We start from the raw sequence: 22986 nt of genomic DNA on the forward strand, positions 1-22986 counted from the left end.
CTAATTGGCGCGTACTCAAATCCCCGATACCCGCTATACTAACTAATTTACACTAGTATAACTCACGAGCCTCGTGCTACGCTCCTATCAGGCTTGATCAGCCTTTCGTCAGGAAAGCGAGGGACGATGTGCGACAGTTTTTGATCGGCAGCCAGACGTTCGATGAGAGTTCTCCCGAGTTTCAGTCCCAGCTCGAGCGCGCTTACGAACAGAAGCTCAGGCCGCTCTGCCCATGCCGCGAGCCGGCCATCGCGATGTACATTGCCAGGACGGATGAACAATTCCTCATCAAGCGCATGCCGCTTTCAGGCCGAGATCATGACCCCGAATGCCCATCCTACGAACCGCCATACGAGCTATCCGGGCTCGGCCCGTTGATCGGCAATGCTATCCAGATCGACGCAACGACCGGCGAAGCGATGCTAAAACTCGACTTCTCCCTATCGAAACGAGGGAACCGATCGGTTTCAACAATGCCTTCTGAGCCGTCGGAAACCATACGGCGCGATCCCAAGAAGCTCTCGCTGAGGGCAATGCTCCATTATCTCTGGGATACCGGGGAGCTTACGGAATGGACGTCGCTCTGGGCCGGGAGACGCGGCTGGGGCCGCGTCCGCGGCAGCCTGTTGAATGCCGCAAGACAGATGATCGTCCGCGGCGGCCCGCTCAACGACATCCTGTTCGTTCCGGAAGTGTTTCACCAGGAAGACAAGGATGGAATTTCCGCCCGGCGCGCCGCGATGTTGGCTGGAGCCCAGGCAAATGGCTCCGGGCCGCGCAAACTGATGATGATGGTCGCTGAGGTGAAGGAGTTTTCGTCGGCACGCGACGGCCAGAAAATACTGGTGCGCCACCTCCCCTTTCCTTTCATGATCGATGAACGCGCGTGGAAGCGGCTCAACGCCCGATATGAGACAGAGTTGGAACTGTGGCGATCGAACGAGGAGTTCCATCTCATCGTGATCGCCACGTTTGGTATTTCGGGCGCGGGGATCGCAACTATCGAGGAAGTGGCGATGATGGTGGTAAACGAGAATTGGACCCCGTTCGAAAACATCCATGAACAGCGCCTCTTGGAGCGGCTCTCCCGCCTGAAGCGCAGGAGCGTGAAAGGGCTGCGGTTTGATCTTTCACGCGATCAGCCGATTGCCGCCGTGACCTTGCCGGAGGCAAGGCCGGCACCCGTCGCGATGTTCATCGTTCCGCCGAATGCCGACGAAGAATACGAGATTGCCTTGAATGAAATGATTGCCGCAAGAGCCGAGATGAAACCATGGATTTGGCGAGTTGCCGAGGGCGAAATGCCACGCTTGCCATGATCCGCATCGGCTACACCTCGTTATGTCTGATGATCGTAAAAGTAAAACCGTCCGCAAGAGCACAGACCGGCGGCTTTGAAAGAGCGGCTTTGTAGCTGTACCTATCGTCCAACACGCGGATTATCTCGACAGTAAGAACTTTGCCCACAAATTGGCCAGGTGAGATCCCCGGCTTTTCTGCATAACTGCACTGCAATAAATGTTTTACCAACCGGTCAAAATATGAGCATATTGCCTCCAGCTGATGCAGTTGATGGTTTTCCTCCCAGTGCCATCGCGTCAGCTGTTCCCCTCTGAAGGTTATTGACTAAAGGGCGCTGGTTTCCCAGCGGCCCTATTTTTCTGCTCCGCGATTCCCTTCGGCCACGCGTGCTACTCCAAGCCAGATGCAGCGAGATAACAATCTTAAGGTCACGGGAACGATAACCACCCAAGTGTTGGATGCGTTCGGTATCGCGGCACGGTAGGTCTAATTCAGGGAAAACTTACGGCCCAGGTAAGCGCGGACGGGCGCATCATAGCAAATGTGCAAGATATGCGCCACGCCGACAGCGGCAAAGAGGGTGCAGGTCACTGTGATTGGCCAGGGAATGTAGCCGTCGGTAAGAGACTGGAATTGAGCGCCGAACCGAATAATCGGCTGATGGATAACGTAGACGGGATAGGACAGTTGCCCCAGGTATGCCGCGAATGGTCGCTTTTCATTTGACGTAACTGTGGCGGCCAACGCAACCAATATGGGAAGTATGACAGCGATGCAGACGAAATCGTACATGCTTCCGTAGACCGAAAAGGGGAAGTATAAAACACCGACCAGGATGAAAAGCGGAATCTGAGGTGGAACCGCCCGGATGCGATGATTGATATTCCAGCGAAAGATCAAGACGCCCGCGAGGAACGAAAACCCAACCCTGACAAATCCTCCTAAGAACGCTCGCCAGCTCGCGAATCCAACCGGCCCGATGCCGCCCTCGATTGTGACGACGTGGAAAAGCGCTATCGCCATTGCCGCGAGAAGCGCTATCTCAAACCAAAAATGAATTCTTCGGCGAGCGGCTGATCCGTAAGCCACGCTTGCGACCATTTCAAAACAAAGGGACCAAAGCGGATTGTTAATCGCAAACGCGTCTTGCCCAACGAGGAGGCCTAAAGGCAATAGGAGCAATGCGCCTACTGTAAGCACCAGGATGTCCGTGAGAGGAACAACCGGTGTTCAAGTGCCGCAAGCGCGCCCAAGGCGACACCAATCACGATCAGAGGATAAAGCCGTACTAAGCGCTTTAAGAAAAATACACGGTTCGGCAGGAGACCCGACCTTAGCTTTTGGTCGTACCCATTTGCGAGTACGAATCCGCTGAGGCAAAAGAAGAAATCCACGGCCAGCGAGGCTTGGGAAGTGAGACGAAAGCCAAAAAGCTGGCTGGCATGCAGGAGAACTACCGACAGCGCAGCTATCCCTCGAAGCTCATCCAGAAAGATGAAGCGGTCCTTCGTTTGGCCTGCGCCGCGACCAAGGCTCTGGGCGTCGGTCGGAGCGGTATACGAAGCCCCAGGGAATGCCGAATCGCCCAGCGCGTCGGCGGTGGCCAGGAGCCTTTCTTCCCCCGGTCGGTGATCAAGGCGCTGCATCTTTTCTATTCTTCCTTGAAGGCTCACGCGACCTGATCCATGAGAGGCTTCGTTAATATGCCAGCGCTGTTCGCTCGCCAGTCTGTATGAAGGCCTCGACCGGCATCTATCTTCCGGCACGACGCCAGCCGGCAGCGCGGGCTTCCGCTTCCGAGCAAAACCATCTCTCCCCATACTGCGGGGAGATCCGGGTCTCGTTGTAATACTCCTGACCCGCCAGGTGATAGATGCGTTCGCCGCTGCCGATGCTGATATTGCCCTTGATATTGCAGCCAGCGGCAAGGCCGGCAATTGGAGCAAACTCCGGCCAAACCTCGGCGCCGAGGTATCCGACCACTCCACCTGCGACGATCGCCAAATAGAGCGCTTCCATCCTGAACCGTGGGCGAGCTTGTTTCCCGGCTGTATGTTTCGGCGAGAATGAGCGGTGGGTCGGCATACGACATCAGTGCAAATTTTCCGCACGACCGCAAGCGGTGGTTGATTCAGTGATTAACCCGCGTGTGCATCATTCATTAGAATGCATCGCAATCCATTATCCGCCCTCGCCTCTTACCCAGAAGCAATAGCTGGAGGCGGCTTGCGCCGCCTCCAGCTAAATCTTCGCACGGTCAGAGCCGCGGGGCATGGTTCGGCCGAAGAACCTCACCCGTCCCGTAGTCGACATGACCGGCCCGGATTGAAAGGCCGGTTTCCGCGTGATGGCAAGGATAATCGACGCCAGCGAGCCGAGTCTCTCATCACCCAGAGGGACGAGCGTCGACATAGATGCCGGTATCGTCGGCCGCCAAAGCGTTGCTCCAGCGACCGCCATTGATGCGGTACTCATGCGTATCGTGGTCGATGTCGAGCTCATTGAGCACGTCAATGGCACAGCGCTCGTGGTCAGTTCGATAAATATGAACTCTTCGAGGCCGGCCGTCGGATGTTGCAGGCCAACCTTGAGGAAATCTGGTTGGGCGGCGGTCAATTCTTGAGGGCGGCGACATGGCTGAAAATTGTTTACCAGCATCATGATGAGAGCCTGACACCGCTGGAAGTGATCCTTAAAGCTTATGACAACATGCCGAACGTACCTCGGCCAGATTTTGTTTGAGGCAGACAAAGCGCTCGGCATCGTCATAGGTTTCCCACAATATTGAGGTGCGCGCTTAGACGTCGAGAAACGAGTACTAGAACTCATCAGTGGCTTCAATGGGCGGTTACCCAATGAATATTTTCAAGAGTACACATCCCTCGCCGCGCACAATGAATGTGCTGTGGCGCTGGAAAATCTATGCACACTGTTGTACGAGTTTGACATAATACCGGCCCAAGAGGAGCTGAAAGCCATTCAAGAATTCAGCAAGTTCATGAATTTTGTCTTCATGGCACATGTTGAATAGGTGTTGCTGCCGACACTTCAGATCGGTGACGTTGTCGTCATGGATAATCTGCCCGCCCATAAAACCGCGGGCGTGCGTGACGCCATCGAGCGCGCCAGTGCCAAGCTCATGTTCCTGCCGCCCTACAGTCCAGACTTCAATCCCATTGAGAACGCATTCGCCAAATTGAAAGCCATGTTGCGGGCTCGGGCAGAGCGAAAAATTGATGCTCTATGGGATGCGGTGGGCGCCCTGCCCCCCGCTTCACACCCGCAGAATGTGCAAACTACTTTAGGGCTACAGGGTATGACCCGGATTGAACAGGATCTGCTCCAGTAGGAGATCCAGCAAGCGCGGTGCAGGTTGGCGAGGGAGAATAACGCCTTGATGACAATCGAACCAATGATCTACAGAGGCTGAAACTCTGAACTGCCGCAGGAAGCGTCCCCGTTAGTGCTTGCGATTTGCTATCAAGGGGAGGTTCGAACTTGGCCGGACTACAACACGCTTTCCTCTGCCGCGCCGCGCTTATTCAAGAAGCCGACACGCCGCCATTGTCGCCGGCCTTAGAGCGGGATGATTTTACGTCCGTTCATATCCGGCTTCCTTGAAGTAGTTTAGGCACTCTTTTGGCGAGACGGTTTGGAGGATGGCTGCAAGTGCGTCGTCGATGGCGTTGCGGGTTCTGGCCTGTGCCTGTCGCAGCCCGTGTTTGAGCTTGGCGAAGAGCTTCTCGATCGGATTGAGATCTGGGGAGTATTGCGGCAGAAAGAATAGTCGGGCGCCGGCCCTGCGGATGGCGACCCGGATCGCCTTGGCTTTATGCGAGCCGAGATTGTCCATCACGACGATGTCGCCAGGTTTGAGCTCTGGCACCAGCACCTTTTCGACATAGATGAGGAAGCGCTCGGCGTTGATGGGGCCATCGATGATCCATGGTGCGCTGACGCGGTCGGTTCGAAGCGCGGCGATGAACGTCATCGTATTCCAATGGCCGAAGGGAGCTTTGCCCAAGAGCCGTTCGCCACGCGGCGCCCAGCCTCTGAGCGGCGCCATGTTCGTCTTCGTCCAGGTTTCGTCGATGAAGAGAAGACGGGCCGGATCGATGCGATGGCGATGCTTCAGCCAGCGCGCCCGCCTGGCGGCGACGTCGGGTCGCTCCCGTTCGCTGGCGACCAGCGTCTTTTTTTATAACTCAGCCCTTCATCCCGGACGAAGGCCCAGACGGACCGGTAATCCACGTCCAGACCCCGCTCCGCCAATTCCGCGACCAGTCCGCGCAGCGTGAACGCACTCGCGCGGCAGCGTTCGACAAGCCATTCCCGGTGGCCACCGCAGATCGCCCGCGGCTTGTGGCCGCCCATCTGGCCGGGTGCTGCACTGCCCGTTGCGTGGAACCGCCGTACCCAATCGATCGCGGTGCTGATGCCAATACCGAAGCGTTTGGCCGCAGCCCGGCACGACAGCCCCTCCTGCGTCACCGCCCCGACAATACGCTCTCGCAGATCATTCGAAAAAGGTCTCGCCATCCAGACCGGCCTCCTTACCGGCCTGAAGGATGAATCTGATTTGCGTCCAAAAGGGAATCCCAATTGCGATTCCACCTAAAATCATCCCGCTCTAGCGGCATCTCGGTAATAAATTTCGCTCACCCGAAACCGGCCGTCGATCCGTTTGCATTGAACGACGATGTCGACCGCGATCGTCAGCATCTCGCGGATGTCGTGCCGTTCCAGGTCCCCGCCACCGTCAGATTCCTTGACCAGCAATGTCAGCTGCTCGAAGGCAAGGCGGGCGGAATCGGCGTGGACCGTGGTGATCGAGCCTGGATGGCCGGAATTGACATTGCGGATGTAGTAGAAGGCGGTTCCGTCCCGCAACTCCTGCAGCAGGATGCGGTCGGGCCGCATGCGGAGACACGATTCAAGCAAGTCCTTCGCGCCGACCCTGGACAGCCCCTGGCCGCCCTTGGAATAGAAGAGCCGAACATGGTTCGGCTGGGGGACCACCAACTCCGGCGTATCCTCGATGGAAATGATCCGCTCGTTTTGCGGAATGTAGCGGATCAGCGCTTTCGATAGGGTCGTTTTTCCTGACCCGGTTGCGCCAGAAATGATGATGTTCTTTTTGGCGAATACCGCCTCCCGGAGAAACGCCTTATAGGCGCCGACGCGATAATATTCCAACAGCCTTTGGTCCGATCGTCTCCCGTCGCCTGAGGCGGGCGCGACATCTGCGAACAATCCTCCATGATCGAGATCCTCGAGGGTCAGCGACACGGAGGATGGCTTGCGGATGGTGATGCTGACGGTTCCCTTCGTCGTTGCAGGCGGGATGACGATCTGGATTCGCTCGTCATCCGGCAATGTCGCCGACAGGATCGGCCGGGTCTCGTCGATCGATTGGTGGGAGAAACTCGCGACCGCCCGGGCGAGACGCATCAGCCTGTCATAGGAGAGTTCCGGCATGTCATGGGTCTGCCACCCCTCCCTCCCCTCCGTGACAACTTCCCCTGGCCGGTTGACGATGACCTCATAGAGCGTCTTGTCGCGCAGGAAGCGTGAAAAAGGCGAAAGCAATTCCCGCACGACAGCTGAGTCCGCAGCTTCAGTCATCGCCGAACCTATTTTGTCACGAGCTTCGACGCCGGCGCGAAATCTCCAAGCACGGCGCGGTCATAGATGCGGTTGCGGGGCTCCGACACGCGAAGCCGGTAGACGCCCGAGAAATCGAGATCACGCGCGACGAAGATCGAAACCAGCTCGCCCTGATGTTTCATGAGGGTCGGCGGAATGTTGATCGATTGCTCGACGGCGATCGCCGCGGCCTGCTGACCGGCGCTGGTGGTGTTTTGCGCTTCGACATCGCTGTCCTGCAGCCGGCTGTTTGCATAGGAACTGGCATCGCCGACGATCGACAGCAGGATGGCGCTACCGAAGCGTTCCCACCAATGGGTGTCGACATAGCCGTCGACGCCAGCCCGGCCAAGAGCATCGGTTGCCGGTGATGCGAGGGCGATGATCACGCCCTTCGGGGTCTTCGCCCGGTTCCAGAGGACGAACAAGCGCTTCTGCCCGCGGCGAAGGCCGCCACGATATTCGCCAACAACCTGGGTGCCCTTTTCCATCAGCACGACGCGGCCATTGTCGGACAGGACGTCACGGTTGATGACGCAACTCGTGAACCCCGGCTGATCGGAGGAAAGCGCTGTTTCCAGAACGCATGGGATCGAGGTCCCCATTGCGACGATGAAATCGCGGTTGCCCAGCGTGCCGGCGCGAGATCCCTGCAACTGCGTCGGCGTCAGCAAGCGGTTGAAGCGCTGATCCTCATTTTCGCCCTGCGAGGCGAAGCCGCCGGCATTGGCGCCGAGCGGCACGTAGTCCGAGGCTTGATCCGAGGTCCTGTCCTGATCCTGCCGCCGCGTCGACGGCGCCTCCTCACCGCCATAAGCGATGACCGGCGCACGGCGGGCAGCATCGAGCAGTTTGTCATCGTCCGTCGGCGCCTGTTCGATGGCAATAGGCGTCGGGAGTTGGACCTGCGGCGGAGTCGCGACCGGCTGGACCGGCTCCTTCGCCGGTTCGAAATCCGATGTCTGGCGGATGACGACCCGCTCCGGCTGCGCGCCGTCTGACGACTTATCCTGCCCGCGCATCGACCAGAGAGCAAATGCGACGAAGGCAACAATCGCGAGGGCGACCGCGCCGCGTTTGAGGATGGGATTGTTGTCGAGCCGGCGGCCGGTCGACGTCTCGGCGCGCTCACCGGGAATCTGGGTCATCTCTTCCTCGGCCATGCCTCCTCCTATTGCGCATCGGGCTGCGCCTTGACGACGCGCTCGACCGACGGTGACGTCGTGTTGGTTTCGGGATTGATGCCGACGCGGTCGTAGGCTTCATTGAAGATGCACAGCACATCACCGCCCCGGCGCAGGATGAACTTCCGGCTGACTGCATGGACGAGCACAAGATTGCCGTCGACGGACTTCGGGACCAGGCTCTCGGTGCCGTCGGAGTTTTCGATATAGATCGCCGGCATTTCCTGGTTTCCGACAAAGGCGAAGGTCGTGACCTTGCCGTTGTCATAGACCGCTTGCGGCTCGAGCGCCTGCGCCCCTTGCGCGGAGTAGCGCCAGTTGCGCGGTCCATAGGCTTCGTGAAGGGCAAGCACGCGATCGGCCTCGCCGGCCTGCGCCGCTTGCGCCCGCGCGGCCGCTTCCTGCCGGCGTCGCTCGGCTTCATCTGTGGGATAGCGATATTTCAGATAGAAATAGGTGCTCTGCCCGGCTTCGACGCTGCCGTCGCGAACGGTGAGTTCCATCTGATAGCTGCGGGTCGATCCGTCCCGCCGCATCGTCACCACCGAAATGTTCGTCACCGGCTGATTTTCCCGGGGTTTTAGGAACAGGATGTTGCCAGCCGGCGCCACTTCCCACGCAACGCTGTTGCCGAGCGCGACGTGGGCGATTTCTTCATCTGCGGCGAACTCGATCTGCACGGAAGAGCGGAGCGTGCCGACGACCTTGGTAATGTTATAGGGCTGATAATCGACGAAACGGATGCGGCTATCCTGCGCCGCGCTGCGGGGCGTTTCGAGGGCGAACGCCGGCGAAGAAAGGCTGCCGGCCAGGATAAGCAGAAGAGGAAAGTGCGGTCTCAATTGATGGCCTCCGGATCGGCGCGATATTCGCTGACGACGAAGCCGAGCGGATTGATCAGCCGATCGGTCGAGGACATCGGGGCGTTGGCATACGAGAAGGTCAGGGTCGCAACCCAATGCGTGGTGCGCATGTCGTCACCGCGGGTGACGGTTCTCATATAGCGGACCGATGCCACATTGGCGTTGATCAGCGAGATGGAAACGATGTTGATCCGCGAGGTAGCGTTGCGACCATAGATGATCTGCGGGGAATCCGGATTGCTGCCGCGGTAGAGTGCCGCAAACCGCGTCTGTTCCGGCTGCGTCGACAGCAAAGCGACGGTGCGAAAATTCTCCTCGCCTTCGCTCCAGACATAGCCTTCGCGAGCGCGGACATATTTGGCCGCAAAATACTTGGTGACCGCCTCGTCGTAGGTGCCGGCGGTGGATGTCAGCGCCGAGACGACATCGACGATTCCGGTGGAATTATCGACCCGCACGACGAAGGGCTCGACGGTTTTCAGGGGCGTGAGGCCAGCGACGGCAAATACAGAGACGGCAGCAAGGGTGCCGGCGCAAACGGCGACGAACCAGGCAATACGGGCGGAACGTTCGACCTGGATCATCCGGTCCTGATCGTACCGGCGGGCCTTTTCGAAATAGCTCTTCAAACTATCCGTGGTTACCATGTCACCTGTCCTCGCATGGACGATATGAACCCGCGACATCGAAATGTGCGAAGGCGGCAGGCGTGGCGGAGGATGGCTCCGGCACATAGGAGGCGGCATGGCTCGCCGGCTCCGCGGGACCGGCCCCGGTCGTCGGCTGCCCGCCTCCATTGTCCTGCCACTGCCACATGGCGCGGTTGAGCTGCCGGCGGGAATAGCCATCACATTTGGGCAGAGGGTGGGAAATCGAGCCGCAACCTGAGAGGCCAGCGGTCAGCAAAAGCGATAAAACGATACGGATCATTCAAAATAACCTGTCCAAATTGTCTTGAGCGTTGTGGCCGTCACTCGCCCCGGCCCGGCGTCAGGCGGCGGCCGACGGAACGTGCTCCGCGGCCGACCGCCCTGGCAGTATGAGATGTCGCCCAGGCGAGCGTGCTTTCGTGTGCATCACGGGCAGCGCCATAGCCGTAGGTCAGCGACGCTCCACCCGCCGCAAGTGCTGAAGCGATGCCGGGCAGCTGGTAGAAGACGTAGAGGGCAGCAAGGCAGATGGCGCAGAGCGCGGTTGGGCGCATCAAGACATCGCTATAACTTTCGATCGCCGTAAATGTCGTGTCGATGCAGGTGATCAGCAGCGAGCCGATGGCAACGACCAGCACCTGCAGGATCACGAAATTGACAAGCTGGCCGATCCAGGATTCGGTAAACCGGCGTGTCGACTGGAACATGGCGAGCGCGATGAAGATCGGACCGATCGCCAGCACGATGGCAAGCGCCAGCCGGGCGTAAAGCGAGACGATGTAACCGATCGCCGCCACGACGAAGCTCGCACCGATGACCATCATGCCGCCCATGCCGGTGACGATGTCGACCGGCCAGGAGCCGCGAGACCAGATTTCGTGGGCACATTTCTGGCCCTTATCGAGCAGGCTGTCGAAGGTCGAAGCGCTTGGCGCGGTGCCGGAGTTCAGCGCCTGTGAAATCTCGCGCGGCAGTGTGTCGAAGAAGATATTGGTGACGTAGGTCTGATAGTCGCCGGCGTTCCTGACCAGCATGACGATGATGGCAAGCTTCATCGCCCGGAAGGCGAATTCGAGGATCGGCTCCTGGACGGATCCACGCAGAACCAGGTAGCCGTAGAGCACCACATAGAGCGTGAGCGCCGCCGTCAGCGGGCCGCTCACCCAGCTGGCGACATTCGAGGTGCCCGAGGAAATGAAGTTTTCCAGTGGCGTCTTGAACTGCCCGTCGACGAAGCTGAAAATCTGATACATCGCTCAGCCTCCGAGGGACTTGCGCATCCGCTCGAGCCGCAGCTTGCCATCGGCTGCCTCGGCATTTCGGCAATTGGGACTATTGCCGAGCTCGCCGGGATTGTTGCGGCATTCGCCGATAATCCTGGTAAGCAGAGCATCGTCGGCTGCAAGTTCATCAACGGTATAAACCTTTTCCGTTTGCGCTGAGCAGGCCAACAAAAAAAGCACTGCAAGGACAGGAAGAAATCGCTTCATTTGAGTGCCGCTCCCATCGTATCCATGCGCTTGCGCCAGTCTTCGGCTTTGCGCTGTTCATCGACCTGCATCTGCGCCTGCTGGACCATCTGCAGACCCTGCATGCGAAGAACATCGGTTTGCAGGAATGCGGTTTCGGCCTGGAGCCGTGCCTGCAGGTCGGCGATATCCTTGGCGTCGGCAGCGCCTGAGATCTTCTGGCGAAGCTCGTCGATACCATCGATGCGTTTGGTGGCGGCATCGTAGATCTGCTGGCCGAGGCTCATCTGCCCCGCATTCTCATTCTGAACCCGGGACAGTTCCTGCGCATAGAAATCATCGGCATCGGTGCGATAGATGGAATTGTCCTGGAGGTATTTTGAGGCAGCGTTGCCGAAGACGCCGCTGCCGGATCCTTTGAACAGCCCCTCGATCGCATTGAAATTCTGTGGCAGAGCGTTGCGGATCGACGGATCGTTCAAAAGGCTGGCAACGTCAGCCATATTGGTGATCTTGTTCAGCGATCCGTAAAGCTGCTGCGCCTGCTGAAGCTGTTGATTGAGTGTATCGAGTTGCGACTTCAGCTGGGCAATGCTCTCGATCTGCTTGGCGATCGCTGATGTATCGATGACCGGGATGCCCTGGGCAGGCGCCAGCGCCGCCGACACCAAAAAAGCCGCCGATGCAAACAAAGGCCATATCGTTCCTGCGCGGATCATGCTCTCTTCCTTCTCTGGTGAAATACGGGAAGCCAATCCTCCCACTTGTCGCCGAGCTCCGATCGGATGGCATCGGCTAGTTCCACATTGGCTGTTCGGCCAGAGAGGATGGCGAGCTCGTCGTCGAAGCCGTTGAGGTTCAGCTCGGCGACGACGCTGTTGTGCCCCTGTTTGACGATGAACCGGCGGCTCTCGACTGTGAGTTCGCGCGAAACGAGCTCGAATTCGCGCTCGGTCAGCTTGAAGCCGTCGACATAGTCGGTGCGGTCGCCGCGCGGGTTCGGCAGGAAGATCTGCGTCGGGCACTGTTCGATGATCGTGTGGGCAATCGGCGAGACGATGGCGTCGCGCGGGCTCTGGGTCGCAAACAGCATCAGCCCGTTCTGCTTGCGGATCGTCTTGAGCTTATTCTGGGCGAGATCGCGAAATCCTTCGTCCTGCAGCGCCTTCCAGAACTCGTCGATGACGATAATGATCCGGCGCCCGTCGATCAGCTGCTCGATGCGATAGAACAGGTAGGCCATCAACGGCGTCCGGATCTCCTCGTTGTCGAGGAAATCGGTCATGTCGTATCCGATGAATTTTGCGCCGATCCCGATATCGTCGGCATCGTTGTCGAAGACCCAGCCGAGCGGCCCGCCCCTCTCCCAGCGTCTGAGACGTGCGGCGATACCCTCGGGATCGGTATTGTTGAGGAAGGTGCGCAGGGCGCCGATGGAGCGACGCTCCACCGGCAGGTCCGCCACCCCGTCGACCGCCGAGGCAATGTCGCGCAACTCGGTGATCGATAGTTCGTCAGATGCGGATCCGACCAGCCTGGCGATCCAGTCGGTGAGGAATACTTTATTTTCCGCAGTGAGTTCCAGTGCTTTCAACGGCGCGCAGCCGGTGCCAACACCATTCTTCAGCGGCAGATAGGTGCCGCCGGCCGCCCGCACGAAGAGATCGGCGCCGCGGTCCTTGTCGAAGAAAACCATATGCGGATCATGCTTTTCGAGCTGGGACAGCATGAAGTTCAACAGCACCGTCTTGCCGGCGCCCGACGGGCCGCAGACGAAGGTGTTGCCGAGATCGCCGTGATGGAAATTGAAATAAAAGGGCGAGCCGGACGCAGTCTTGAGCATGGCGACCGCCGGTCCCCATTCGTTGCCGTCCTTCTGGCCGGTGGGGTAGGAATGATGGGGGGCAAGGGCTGCGAAGTTGCGCGAGGTGATTGCCCCTGAGCGCGCCCGATAGCGGAAATTGCCCGGCAATTGCGCCCACCAGGCAGCCTCGAGCCCAAGATCCTCGCGGGCGACGACCGCACCGCCGCTGGTGAGGTAGGCCCGGGCCTTCGCCATGTGGTCGGCCAAGTCCTTGACCGACGGGGCGAAGACGGCAAGAGCAAGATGATGTTCCCCGAGAACGAAGCGATTGGATTCGAGATCGTCCATCGCCTCGCCGAGTTCGTCGATCTGCGATGCCGCCTTGTCGCCAGCGCTGACCATCTGGTTCTGCTTGCGCCCCATGATCGTGCGGGCATCGGCTTTTGAGGCGAAGGCGAAGGATTGCGTCAGGATGAGTTCGAAGGGTGCCGTCAGAATGCCATCGAGCATGCCGCTTCGCGTGGTCGCCGGGTATTCCTTGAAGCCGAACATGCCGGCATAGCGGCTGTCCGCCTCGTGACGGATCTCGACGGTCTCGCGCCCGAAGATGACCCGGTCGGAATAGATCGCCGAGGAAATCCGTCCCTCCGTCAGCGGGATCGGTTCCCGCCGGCCGCCGACGATCTGGTGGAGAACTTCGCTCGGCTCGGAGAACAGGATGCCCTCCTGTTCATGAAGGGTCAGCAGCCGCGGCTCGAAACGCTGCAAGCCGGCGATAACGTCCGCCACGCGGTCGCGCAGATGCTTCCGGGCATGTTCATCGAGTTCGATACCGGATCGGCGCGCCTTGCGCAGCCGGGAGAGAAGTTGGGCCGCCTTTTCCGCAGGATCCCGGCCGGGATGCCAGACGAGGGTGAGGTAGAGATCGTTGCGAAACAGGTCTTCGCGCACCATCCGCTCGCGATATCTAGCATTCAGGCCGTCGGAGAACGGATTGGCGAAGCGTCCCTCGGGATAGGCATTGTCACGGCGGCGTACGACATGCGTCCAGAGCGCCAGCCGCTCATCGGCGATATTGCGGTAAAGCGTGTTCAGACTGCGGTGCAGGCCGTTGAGGTCTCTGACGTCTGATGTTTCGAAGGAAACACCGTCGAGCGCGATCATCGTCATCAACGCTCTGGACTCGAGCGCGATAGTCGTTTCGTCAACATGCCTGACATAGGGGATGAAGGTCTCCGGCCCGAGTTCGCGAGACCGGAGCGTCGCGATATTAGCCAAGGCTCAAATCCTTTTCGTCGTAGCGCCGGGTGAGTGTCAGGGGAGAGAGCGTGGCGCCGCCCCAGTAAGCGGCATTGCGCGAGCGGCCGCGGGTCTCAATCCAGGCGATCAAGATGCGGAACATGTTGTGGTCGTGCCTGACGAGGGCGCGAAACAGGACATGGAAAACGACCCCGACCAGCGCATAGGCGATCGATCCCGCGGTGATGTAGAGGATGGTCGTCAGCATGATGTTGACGCCCATCGCCTCCATGGTCACGCCGGCAATCATCGCCGGGCGGGTGCAAGCGAGAAACAAGGTGTCGTCTTCAAGGCTCGGAATGATCGCCATGGCGCTCAGTTCCCGACGATGGTGTTGACGAGCTCGGTGGCGCCGAAAATCCCGCCGATACCGATGATCCAGAAGCCGGCCCTCCTCAAATCCATGTATCCGAACATCCAGGCGATGCAGATGATGATGACGGCGATGACCGCCAGCAGACGGGCTATATTGCCGGTCAGCATGTCGACGATGTTCTGCAGCACGGTTTCGATACCGGCGGCCTGGGCGAAGGCTGGTTCGACCATGCAGACGATGATGGCGGCCGCCATGAGCGTGGATGCGGCAAGGGGACGAAGACTGGTTTTGGAGATCATTCACTTTGCTCCGATCGATCATTCTGGAAAACGAGAACCGAGGATCGCCGCCGGGAGCTGAACACGTCCCAGGATGCGGCCTCTGCGGTTTGGGAGGATTGTTTCGCAAGCGCCGGCGGCGCCTCATCTTGCGACTGCTCGCGAGGCCCGGCTCGGCTTTCGGGCTCGCCGATGTTGAGCGAGGCAAGCATCGGCGATAGCCGCTTTGTTTCCCGGCGCACCTGCTCGTCGTATTTGACCATGGCGCCGAGGGATGGATCATCGCGACCGTAGTAGGACTGAAGCATCACTGTCTCAGCCAGGGTCGGATCGTCTCCCGCGCGCTCAGCGACGCGATAATATCCGTCGAGAAGCGTGGCTGTGGCCTTGAGGTTCAGGCAGGGATCGAAGGCGTCCGCGACGGATAGCTTCAGCTTCTGGAGTTGCTCGATCCCGACACCACCGAGCCCGATCTGGATATCCTGGTGATCGGCGATCAGGGATGTGGCAACCTCGATCGCCTCCGCCTTCGATGCGGGTTGGGCGGCAAGTGGCGGGCCGCTATTGATGCGAATGGCAAAAGGCTGGAACCGGCTCTCGAGGCTGACAATGCTAGCCAGCGTCTCCACCTCCACCATCGGCGCGCAGATTTGCGCGATATCGACGAAAGCAGCACCCATCGGTCAGTACCAGACGCGCTGTTTACCTGCGCCGTCGATGGTGACGTCGACATAATGCGGTTGCGATCGCGTATTCGGGCGGGTGATCGGATAACCCATGCATTGGCGGCGCCCGTCTTGGCGTTGCCAATGCGGCGACAGAACCGAGTTCCTGCGGACGCTGAAGTCGTCGGCGCCATTCGCGCAGAGGGAATTGGTCACCGGCTGCAGCGATGCCGACACACAGGTCGTTTCCTGACCGCGCGGACCATAATCGCTCGTCAGTCGATATCCAGCATCGCAATAGTAGGGCTCATAACCCGGCCGCGAACTCTGGAAACCGACACCGCTGCACGCCGGGAACGAATGCCCCTCGGCAAGCTCCCGCCATAGTTTCTGGATCGGCGGCCGGCATTCGGCATATTGGGTCGGCCCGCCGGGATTGGAAAGGCATAGGATAACCTGACATCCCCAATCTTCGGCCCGCGCTTTATCGCCGGAAATGAGATAGGGTGGCGTTATGCAGCAGATGGCAAGCAGTGAATTCAGCAGAAGGCTTTTCATGGACAGGACCCTTCGAGACGACGACGCCCTTTTGCATTCGGGAAGGCCAACTTTGCCTGCCCGCTTATACTGCCTTATATAACACAGTAAAATTACATGACAAGCGCGATTAAAACTCAATGGCACAACCTTGCGTTTTCCGGACTTATTCTCCATGAGATCCTTGATCATCCGCTGGAGGACGAGACCCCGCAGGCGCGGCTGAAGCAGATCGGCATGATGACGATCCTCTACACGATGACCCAGGCCCATAAGAAGCTAACCCTCTCTAATATAATTGAGATTACCGAGCTGACGCGAACTGGCGTGAAGGAGACGGTCGATCTTTTGGTAAAGCGGGGAATGCTGCGGGAGACGATGGGGAAGAACTCCATGGGCCGAGGAACAGCACGGCAGTTCGAGATCTCCCAGGAGCTGCTGAACAAGCTAAGTTCGTTCCGCGCCAGCGAGGGTGCAGGGATAAACTGACTGATTTTCGGCTTTAAAAGAAGCGGGGTGGCGAATCATTTGCCGGTCCCGATCATGCGGCTGCCGGCAGTTGCCAGGGGCTAAAGGGCAACCCGCCTGCAGGGCGGGTTCCAATCGAACAATGAAGAGTATCGGAGAAATCAGCATAGCGGCGCCGTGAGGCGGATTTCGGCAATTCTCGCCACGCTAAGGGCGGAATAAGGGCAGCCGCAGGAGCCTCAGCATAGCGGCCGCCAGGGAGGCGGAACCGACTGCCCCCGCCCGTGCGTTCCTTTTGGCGGTTTTTGGAAATGACGGTGCCGCCGGCCGGTTCGGACGGGCCGACGACATCGTGATCAGACGGGTTCAGGCTTGATCAGGCAGCACTTTCAAGCAGTTTCTTGGCCTTCCCCTCCAGCTCGAGACGGGTGTCCTGATTGGTCTTTGTGCGTGCCAGCGCCGTGATCCCCTGCACGAAGTCAAAGATCGATTCCGGCGGCCGGCCTTCTTCCGACAAGACCATCTCGATCACCTTGCCGGTTTCGCCCTTTGAGAAGCCGCGCCGGCGCAGGAAGGACTCGCGATCCTCGTCCTTGCGGGCGACAATCCGCTCGCGCGCCGCCCTGATGCCGGCCACGAACGGCGCCGGCGAGGAATTGGCAAAGCTCGTCAGCGCAGGCGTTGCCTCGTGCGCAAAACGCTGAGCGGCGAACTTCGAGTGTCGAATGGTGATCTCCTGGAAGTTTTCCGTGCCCCAAAGATTGCGATTGGCGCAGACGGCGCGCAGGTAAAAGGAGGCGATGCCGAGCGTCTTCGATCCGACCTCCGAGTTCCAGGCATAGAAGCCGCGGAAATAGAGGTCCGGCTCGCCATTGGGCAGCCGTCCGGCTTCGATCGGATGGGTATCATCGACCAGGAACAGGAAGACGTCGCGGTCGCTGGCATAGAGCGTCGTCGTGTCCTTGGTGATATCGACGAACGGGTTGTGCGTCATCGTCGCCCAATCGAGGACGCCAGGCACCTTCCACATCGTATCGCCTGTGCCATTGCCGGCGATCTTCATTACCGACGAGACCAGTTCATGGTCCCAGATGCGACCGTATTCCGGTCCGGTAACGGCCCGGAGCTCGAGCCGACCATCGTCCATCTCAAGCGTTTTCAAGAGCTCGGCACGGTGATTGAGCAGGCCATGCTGGAGATTGATGGCAGCGAGCGGCGCCGGCAGCTGGCGCATATAGGTGGCGGGAGCACCGACCAGGCTACAGAGCTGGCCGTAGCTCCAATGGGTCGGCGCGATCGGCTGGCGTTGGCCGGGAACGAGGAGCTCAAGCCGCTCGGCATTATCGCGGGTGGCCTCGACGCGGATCGCTGCGCTCTCGATCGTCCGCGCGTGAGCGCAGTCGGCTCGGGATCGGACGGTCTCATAGAGATCGATCAGCGACAGGAACCGTTCGTCGTCGGGGCGCGAAAACCATTCCGATGAAACGCGGCCGATCCGTTCGCCGCGGGAAATATCGACTTTGAAGCCGGAAGCCGTGGGCCTGGCGTTGGTGCTGAGAGTGTTCATTGGACTATCTCCTGAAAACAAGAGCCCGGCGCATTGGCCGGGCTGGTTGAAGGATATGAAGGATTGGAAAGGATCATTCTCGATGGAGACGATGGTGCGCTGCCCAGATCGCCGTCAGAGCCGTCTGGAATTCCGCGTTGCTGACGACATCAGAAAAGTCCGTCGTCGTCGCTATCGAGACGCACGCCTCGTGGATCTCGTCGTCGCTCACCGTCTCGGTCGAAAGCCCGCCGAAACTGTGATCGACCTCGAAAATGGCGGTGATGGCCTCGCGAACCCGGTCTTCCTGCAGCCGGGCGAGAACGTGGACAGGCCTTGGCGGGTCGGCACGCTCATCAGGATCCGGATTTCCGGCGAGAATGGCTTCTCCTCGCGCAATTTCCCAAGCTGAACGATTAAGCCAGTCGAGTGACGGCTCCCGGTTGGCATGGGCATCGTCGAAAAAGATCTTCAGCAGGCCGAGCAGGATCTCGAAATGGCGAGTCCGACGCTGGAGCGTGTCTTCGAACTGCGACGGTACCGGGATCGATGGGCCGATATAAGCAGTGTGCGCTCCTTCCCAGGCGCCGGTGACGTGGACCCCGCGGGAGGAATCGTGGTCATTCTCGGCCATCTCCCAGTTGTCGTCTTCGATTGCTGCGCGGCAGGCCGCCTCCAGCGTCTCCGCGGCATAGGTGCGGTGCCGGAAAACCGGCAAGTGATAGGTGGTTTCGATCGTAAAATTGGGCATTGAACTCTCCTGAAAACGGATGCGGCCCGGTCTCCTTTCGGAGCCGGGCCTTCGGTTGACTTTCGTGAAACGGGATTATTCAGCCGCGTCGAGACGCTGGTGTTCGTCGATCTGGTCAGTCTGCGCGGAGGCATCATCCGCATCGTCGGTCAGGAAAGCCGGGAGATCGGGCGCCGGTGCCTCGACCGTCCCGCCATCAGCGATCTCACCGGTTTCGACGGTCGCCTGCTTGAACGAGGCGCTGTCCGTGACAAGCCGAAGCGGTTCCGGCAGCCAGCCAATGCCGCTCATCAGCCGTTCGGCCTCGCGGGCCATGTCGGCCTTCTTGAGATGGCCGATCAGCTCCGCCGACTGGTCGCCCTTTGCCTCCCGGACCGCCTGCAGGATGCGGGCCTTGGTGACGCGGCCGAGGTAATTCTCGGCCGTTGGCGTCGACCATCCCAAAGCCAATTGATAGGGCCAGTTGATCGGCGTGCGCGATCGCCCGGGTCCGCTTGTTCCAGGGCTCGATCACCGCATTGACCGACAGCGAGGCGCAATGGGCGAACAACGCTTGGCGGCTCACATCGTCGAGAACGATCAGAAACGCCCAGAGATCATTCGGATCTTTGGGAAGATCCTGACCCCAGGCCTCTTGCCGCTGGTCGATTTCCTTTGCCCATACCGTGTCGCCCAGCCCGTCCGTTTGGCTGAACTTCGCGTTCTGCAACGTTATCTCCAGGCATGAGTCCGAACCGTGGAAATAGAAGGTCTTCAGCACGAAGGCATGCAGCACGGCAATGAAGGCCATGACCGGATCGTTGGCGAGCGCATTGCGGAGCGCAACAGTCCGCGCGGCCGTCAGATCAAGAACCAGGCGATCGGGGAGCGGCTTGACCGCCTCATCCTCGTCCTCCGATTGATGGCCGCCAGCAACCGTTTCGTCGGTGACCGATGAACCGCCATCGGGATCGACGCTACCATCGCCGTCAACATCGGAGGTGCCGACTTCCGCTTGTTGCTCATCTTCGGGCCGTACGAATCCTCGTTCGATCTTGGGCTCGCCGCCGGCGCCCAGCGAAACAAAGACGCCGCCGCGAGCAACGTCCTCGGCGTCAAAGACATAGGGTCGATCATTGAGCCGGTCGATCTCGGTGCCGAGTTCCTCGAGCTTCTGTTCCGCTGCTCCGGAATATTCGCTCGCCTTGGCATAGTCCGCATCGAGCTTGTCGTACTCGGCCCGTGTGGCATCGTAACGGGCGAGTTCCTCCTCGGTCATCTCGGCTTGCGCGCCGTAGAAGCGACGAAGGCCGGATGTATGGCCATAGGGGAAATCGAAAGCGGCCTCGATCCATTTCCAGCCTTCGGCCTCCTGGATCGCATCGGCGTCGGCCTTGAGTTTTTCGAGCGCGAGCTGCTCAAGCAGCGCCGGATCCTGCAGCCATCCGCCCTGATCCTGCTCGAACAGATCGCGCATCACCACGCCGCCGGCAGCTTCATACACATTGACGCCGACATAGACGGCGCGGCGGTCGCTGGCGCGGATCGCGGTTTCGGTCAGCAGGCGGCGAATATAATATGGCTCGCGGCTGTGCAACCGCGAGATCGTATCCCAGACCTGCTCCTGGCGGACATGATCGTTGGTGATCGAGAACGCCATGATCTGCTCGAGCTTCATTTCGTCCTCGGCATAGAGATCGAGAAGCCGGGGCGAGACGGACGCAAGCCGCAGGCGCTGCCTCACCGTGGCGACCGAGACGAAGAACCGCGCGGCGATCTCTTCCTCATCGAGTCCCTGTTCCCGCAGCGTCTGGAAGGCGCGGAACTGATCAAGCGGATGCAGGCTGACGCGCTGGACGTTTTCGGCGAGCGAATCTTCGACCTCAAGTGTATCGCTATGGCTGACGATGCACGGAACGCCGGCGGTTTTGGAGAGCCGCTTCTGCGACACAAGCCGCTCAAGCGCACGATAGCGACGCCCGCCGGCCGGGATGCGATAGATACCGTTTTCTTTGCCCTCAGGATCGAGTTCGGGACGGACATTGAGACTGGTCAAAAGACCACGGTGAGCAATGTCTTCCGCGAGCTCCTCGATCGACACGCCCGCCTTGATCTTGCGGACGTTCTGTTGGCTGAGCACTAGTTTGTTGAAAGGGATGTCGCGGGCTGTACTGAGGGTGATGTTCTGGATGGCCTGTGCCATGTCGTTTTCTCCATGACGGACCGGCCGGAGCCTCTCTCCAAACCCTCATTCCGTCACAGCTCCCCTTCCCGCCTCTTCCTCTTTCCGCCTCCTGCCTCGCCGACCAGAAATCGGCTGCCGATCGTATCCTCCTCTTTATCCGCGCTCCCCGCCTCCCACATTGCGGCCGTCAAATTCTGGAGAGCAGAATAGAGTAGCATCGGCTGGAGCATTTCCGAAATGGCACAGCCCTTTCATCGCCCCGCAATCCGAACGGCCTCACACACAGCGCCTAAAGCTTATCTTAGAGTTCAGCCGCTATAAAAGGTCATGGTGCTTTGGGAGGTCTTGCGAGGCATTCCGAAGAATGCTGCCGGGCTCGGGCCGGCAGCATCAGATTTTGAGGTAGGCCGCCTGTTGGTCTGGATGGCAGTTCAAGGATTAATGTCTACTGAAACAGCACACTCGGTCGGCCTTCTGAAGGGCCTTTTCCGGCCGCGAACCGGGTCTCGCCGGATCTGCGAGTGCGTCGTTATGGCTGTCTGGCTCGTCGTTGTCGGCCTTCAGATCTTCCATCATGCGATGTTTCGCGATGAGGTCCGCGCCCTAACACTGGCTCTTTCCGGTGACAGCATATGGGCCATGTTGCGGACGATCCATGGCGAGGGTCATCCGGCGGTCTGGTATCTGCTTCTGCGTGTTGCCCATCTGGTATTCGGAAGCGCGGCGGTTCTGCCCGGCCTTGCTTTGCTGGTCGCCACTGCCGCAGTGGCCCTGCTCCTCTTCCGCTCACCATTCCCCCTGATCCTGGTCGTGCTCATCATCGCAAGCGATGCCTTCGTCTATGAATATTCTGTCATGGCCAGGAACTACGGGATATCCGCGCTGCTGCTCTTCGTCATCGCCACAAATTACCAAGCCTGGCGGACGCGGGGATATCTGATCGGCGGGCTGCTCTTTCTTCTGGCCAATACCAATGTCATTGCCGCCATCATGACCGGCGCCTTCCTGCTCTTCTGGTTCCTGGACCTGCTCGAAGAGCGCGCCATGCGCTCGGTGCCGTCATTGACCAACTTCTTCGCCAACGCGGTGATCGCGACGGTCGGGCTGGCGGTCTGCGGCATCACCATCCTACCGACGTTCAATGATGCCGCGGTTGCCGATCTCTCGAAGACTTCGCCAGTCGAACTGGCCCTGAGTACGCTGTTCAACCCGGCAAACACGACGCCCGGCGCCCTGTTCCTGGCCGTGCCGAGTCCAATCGGATCCCTCATCCTCTTCGGCGCCACGCTCGGACTTCTGGCGAGACCCGCCGCTTTCGTCGCGGCCCTTGTCTCGCTTCTCGTCTTCTCGCTCTTTTCCAACCTGGCATCGGCCGGCGATGAAAGGCATGCGCTTGTTTGGTATTGCTTCTGCCTATCGCTCTATTGGATCAGTTGGGATCGGATCGCGGATTGCTTTTCAGGAAAACAAGCGCTGCGATCGAATGCGATGGTTCGCTTCGGCTGCGGGCTGCTAGTAATCATGGCGTGCCTACAGGTATCGTTCGGGCTCAACAAGGCGGCTCTTGCAATTGGCGGCGGTAGGGTCGAGAGCCGCAGTGCGGATCTTGCCCGTCTCATCCGCTCCCGGCCTGAACTCGCCAAGGCAACCATCGTTGCCGAACCGGAATATCTCGCCGAAGCCCTGCCATATTACATCGACAATCCAATATATCTGACCCGCGAGCACAAATTCGGGACCTACGTCCGCTTCACTAAGAAGGGTCAACTCGACGCGGATCTTGGAGAGACGCTGAAAACCGGCCAGGACCTGCGTGCCCAGACCGGGTCTCCCGTGATAGTTCTCATGCAGCACAAGCTGAAGAGAATAGTTCCGGACCAGATTTACCGAGAAGGCTACAACTGGACCTTCCATGCCTCACGCCAACAGATCGACGATTTCCTATCGACGACGACGCTGCTCGCCGAATTCGGCCCTGCGAATTATTTCCAAACCTATGACGTGTATCTGTTGGACAGTGATCGGAAATAGACCGTCTGACGCT

At 59.5% G+C, this 22986-nt stretch carries 22 protein-coding genes and 4 pseudogenes; 6 read left to right on the plus strand and 20 right to left on the minus strand.

Annotation, left to right across the window (positions count from 1 at the left end):
* Positions 1 to 128: 128 nt before the first annotated feature.
* Positions 129 to 1319, plus strand: a complete 1191-nt coding sequence (locus FHX14_RS14150; RefSeq protein WP_184377550.1) for a DUF1173 domain-containing protein — start codon at positions 129 to 131, stop codon at positions 1317 to 1319.
* Positions 1320 to 1788: 469 nt separating this feature from the next.
* Here FHX14_RS14150 and FHX14_RS14155 read toward each other — a convergent pair.
* The 3 genes and pseudogenes from FHX14_RS14155 to FHX14_RS33380 form a co-directional block, all read right to left on the minus strand.
* A pseudogene (locus FHX14_RS14155) lies at positions 1789 to 2948 on the minus strand (acyltransferase).
* A 106-nt stretch (positions 2949 to 3054) separates the two neighbouring features.
* A complete protein-coding gene (locus FHX14_RS14160; RefSeq protein WP_184377551.1) occupies positions 3055 to 3387 on the minus strand; it encodes a hypothetical protein in 333 nt (110 codons plus the stop codon).
* Between the two features lie 301 nt (positions 3388 to 3688).
* Complete coding sequence (locus FHX14_RS33380) at positions 3689 to 3811, minus strand: hypothetical protein (protein ID WP_281414166.1); 123 nt, start codon at positions 3809 to 3811, stop codon at positions 3689 to 3691.
* Between the two features lie 62 nt (positions 3812 to 3873).
* Here FHX14_RS33380 and FHX14_RS14165 point away from each other — a divergent pair, with 62 nt between their 5' ends.
* From FHX14_RS14165 to FHX14_RS14175, 3 genes and pseudogenes are all read left to right on the plus strand, one after another.
* Positions 3874 to 4044 (plus strand): hypothetical protein, encoded by a 171-nt coding sequence (locus FHX14_RS14165; RefSeq protein WP_246713394.1) that lies wholly within the window; start codon positions 3874 to 3876, stop codon positions 4042 to 4044.
* 85 nt (positions 4045 to 4129) lie between these two features.
* Positions 4130 to 4246: pseudogene (locus FHX14_RS33055) on the plus strand (MafI family immunity protein); the annotation flags it as partial.
* Positions 4247 to 4309: 63 nt separating this feature from the next.
* A pseudogene (locus tag FHX14_RS14175) lies at positions 4310 to 4632 on the plus strand (transposase); the annotation flags it as partial.
* A 262-nt stretch (positions 4633 to 4894) separates the two neighbouring features.
* On the opposite strand, the gene FHX14_RS14180 reads toward FHX14_RS14175, so the two are convergent.
* The 14 genes from FHX14_RS14180 to FHX14_RS14240 all read right to left on the minus strand — a co-directional run bounded on the left by FHX14_RS14180 (position 4895) and on the right by FHX14_RS14240 (position 16034).
* A protein-coding gene (locus FHX14_RS14180) for an IS630 family transposase (RefSeq protein ID WP_184377553.1) occupies positions 4895 to 5841 on the minus strand; the annotation gives its coding sequence in 2 pieces (ribosomal slippage) (positions 4895 to 5500 and positions 5503 to 5841; 945 coding nt in all).
* Between the two features lie 81 nt (positions 5842 to 5922).
* Entirely contained in the window at positions 5923 to 6927 is a 1005-nt protein-coding gene (gene virB11, locus FHX14_RS14185) for a P-type DNA transfer ATPase VirB11 (RefSeq protein WP_184377554.1), read from the minus strand.
* 8 nt (positions 6928 to 6935) lie between these two features.
* Positions 6936 to 8111 (minus strand): type IV secretion system protein VirB10, encoded by a 1176-nt coding sequence (gene virB10, locus FHX14_RS14190; RefSeq protein ID WP_184377555.1) that lies wholly within the window; start codon positions 8109 to 8111, stop codon positions 6936 to 6938.
* An 8-nt stretch (positions 8112 to 8119) separates the two neighbouring features.
* Positions 8120 to 8974 (minus strand): P-type conjugative transfer protein VirB9, encoded by an 855-nt coding sequence (gene virB9, locus FHX14_RS14195; protein WP_184377556.1) that lies wholly within the window; start codon positions 8972 to 8974, stop codon positions 8120 to 8122.
* Entirely contained in the window at positions 8971 to 9642 is a 672-nt protein-coding gene (locus tag FHX14_RS14200) for a virB8 family protein (protein WP_184377557.1), read from the minus strand. The genes virB9 and FHX14_RS14200 overlap by 4 nt, the downstream gene beginning before the upstream one ends.
* A gap of 1 nt (position 9643) precedes the next feature.
* Positions 9644 to 9925, minus strand: a complete 282-nt coding sequence (locus FHX14_RS33060) for a hypothetical protein (RefSeq protein WP_246713395.1) — start codon at positions 9923 to 9925, stop codon at positions 9644 to 9646.
* A 40-nt stretch (positions 9926 to 9965) separates the two neighbouring features.
* Positions 9966 to 10898 carry a type IV secretion system protein gene (locus FHX14_RS14205; RefSeq protein WP_184377558.1) on the minus strand — a complete coding sequence of 311 codons (933 nt, stop codon included), beginning with the start codon at positions 10896 to 10898 and terminating at the stop codon, positions 9966 to 9968.
* Between the two features lie 3 nt (positions 10899 to 10901).
* Entirely contained in the window at positions 10902 to 11135 is a 234-nt protein-coding gene (locus FHX14_RS14210; protein ID WP_184377559.1) for an EexN family lipoprotein, read from the minus strand.
* Positions 11132 to 11833, minus strand: coding sequence for a P-type DNA transfer protein VirB5 (virB5, locus tag FHX14_RS14215; protein ID WP_179612416.1), 702 nt, complete (start codon positions 11831 to 11833; stop codon positions 11132 to 11134). The genes FHX14_RS14210 and virB5 overlap by 4 nt, the downstream gene beginning before the upstream one ends.
* Complete coding sequence (locus FHX14_RS14220; protein ID WP_184377560.1) at positions 11830 to 14196, minus strand: VirB4 family type IV secretion system protein; 2367 nt, start codon at positions 14194 to 14196, stop codon at positions 11830 to 11832. The genes virB5 and FHX14_RS14220 overlap by 4 nt, the downstream gene beginning before the upstream one ends.
* A complete protein-coding gene (locus FHX14_RS14225; RefSeq protein ID WP_184377561.1) occupies positions 14189 to 14527 on the minus strand; it encodes a type IV secretion system protein VirB3 in 339 nt (112 codons plus the stop codon). The genes FHX14_RS14220 and FHX14_RS14225 overlap by 8 nt, the downstream gene beginning before the upstream one ends.
* 5 nt (positions 14528 to 14532) lie before the next feature.
* Positions 14533 to 14832, minus strand: coding sequence for a TrbC/VirB2 family protein (locus FHX14_RS14230; RefSeq protein ID WP_184377562.1), 300 nt, complete (start codon positions 14830 to 14832; stop codon positions 14533 to 14535).
* On the minus strand, positions 14829 to 15491 hold the full coding sequence (locus tag FHX14_RS14235) for a transglycosylase SLT domain-containing protein (RefSeq protein WP_184377563.1): 663 nt from the start codon (positions 15489 to 15491) through the stop codon (positions 14829 to 14831). Before FHX14_RS14235 ends, FHX14_RS14230 begins: the two co-directional genes overlap by 4 nt.
* Positions 15492 to 15494: 3 nt before the next feature.
* Complete coding sequence (locus FHX14_RS14240; protein ID WP_184377564.1) at positions 15495 to 16034, minus strand: hypothetical protein; 540 nt, start codon at positions 16032 to 16034, stop codon at positions 15495 to 15497.
* A 96-nt stretch (positions 16035 to 16130) separates the two neighbouring features.
* Here FHX14_RS14240 and FHX14_RS14245 point away from each other — a divergent pair, with 96 nt between their 5' ends.
* Positions 16131 to 16502, plus strand: coding sequence for a MarR family transcriptional regulator (locus FHX14_RS14245; RefSeq protein WP_184377565.1), 372 nt, complete (start codon positions 16131 to 16133; stop codon positions 16500 to 16502).
* 355 nt (positions 16503 to 16857) lie between these two features.
* Here the strand turns inward: FHX14_RS14245 and FHX14_RS14250 are convergent, their stop codons facing one another.
* From FHX14_RS14250 to FHX14_RS14260, 3 genes and pseudogenes are all read right to left on the minus strand, one after another.
* Positions 16858 to 18048, minus strand: a complete 1191-nt coding sequence (locus FHX14_RS14250) for a DUF932 domain-containing protein (protein WP_184377566.1) — start codon at positions 18046 to 18048, stop codon at positions 16858 to 16860.
* Between the two features lie 73 nt (positions 18049 to 18121).
* Positions 18122 to 18778 (minus strand): hypothetical protein, encoded by a 657-nt coding sequence (locus FHX14_RS14255; RefSeq protein ID WP_184377567.1) that lies wholly within the window; start codon positions 18776 to 18778, stop codon positions 18122 to 18124.
* Between the two features lie 75 nt (positions 18779 to 18853).
* Positions 18854 to 20960, minus strand: a pseudogene (locus tag FHX14_RS14260) (ParB/RepB/Spo0J family partition protein).
* Between the two features lie 513 nt (positions 20961 to 21473).
* On the opposite strand from FHX14_RS14260, the gene FHX14_RS14265 reads away from it, so the two are divergent.
* Positions 21474 to 22973, plus strand: a complete 1500-nt coding sequence (locus FHX14_RS14265; protein ID WP_246713396.1) for a hypothetical protein — start codon at positions 21474 to 21476, stop codon at positions 22971 to 22973.
* Positions 22974 to 22986: the final 13 nt, after the last annotated feature.

Source organism: Rhizobium sp. BK619 (genome assembly GCF_014195245.1).
Lineage (GTDB): Bacteria > Pseudomonadota > Alphaproteobacteria > Rhizobiales > Rhizobiaceae > Rhizobium > Rhizobium acidisoli.